Raw genomic sequence first — 255 nt, forward strand, 5'->3', positions numbered from 1 at the left:
AGCCACCAATGTGCGGGCCCTCATAGCGTCAAACGACTTGACACGAACCGCTTTGTAAAAGCCTGCTTCAGCGAGTTGCGCTAAACCATCCGCATCGTTGGCATCGGTCTTGTTGAGCGTTTCGTTCAATACCTTCTGCGCGTGCCGCGCTTCAATGCAGATCGCCGGCAACCCCTCGCCCGTCAGCGCGTGATAGAACCACGTCGACAGCGGTCCCGTTTCGAATACGACGCGCTGCGCGCGAGGAGCTTTTTT

General features: G+C 57.6%; 1 pseudogene. It reads right to left on the reverse strand.

The window, feature by feature from the left end:
- Nucleotides 1–255, reverse strand: a pseudogene (locus JNB91_RS30630) (IS110 family transposase); the annotation flags it as partial.

Origin of the sequence: Aliirhizobium wenxiniae, assembly GCF_019511445.1 — a bacterium.
Classification (GTDB): Bacteria; Pseudomonadota; Alphaproteobacteria; order Rhizobiales; family Rhizobiaceae; genus Neorhizobium; species Neorhizobium wenxiniae_A.